1 protein-coding gene is annotated in these 284 nt (G+C 65.5%); it reads right to left on the bottom strand.

The annotated features are described in order from the left end of the window. Window positions 1–230: cupin domain-containing protein (locus EN818_RS32215; RefSeq protein WP_135906771.1), on the bottom strand; the 230-nt coding region annotated here is incomplete at its 3' end. Window positions 231–284 lie beyond the last annotated feature (54 nt).

Genomic DNA, 284 nt, shown 5'->3' with positions numbered 1-284 from the left:
TCCTCATGCATCGACAGCGCCAGCGGCGCGCCGGCATGGAAATGCCAGACCTCGGCCGCGTCCGCGACCCGGTGCCAGGCCGAGAGCTGATCCTCTTCCAGAAGGAAGTAGATGGCTGTCGAATGGCCACGCTCGCCTCCGGCACCATCGCGAAAAGTCTCGGCATACCAGCCGCCCTCCGGGTGCGGCTTCAGGCCGAGCGTGGCGATGATTTCGGCGGCACTGGTCATCGGCCGGAAGCTAGCACGGGGCTCAGAAATTGTCCTTCCGCTTGCGGATCTCGG

It is taken from the genome of Mesorhizobium sp. M3A.F.Ca.ET.175.01.1.1 (assembly GCF_004791945.1).
GTDB lineage: Bacteria > Pseudomonadota > Alphaproteobacteria > Rhizobiales > Rhizobiaceae > Mesorhizobium.
This window is presented reverse-complemented; position numbering and strand designations above follow the sequence as displayed.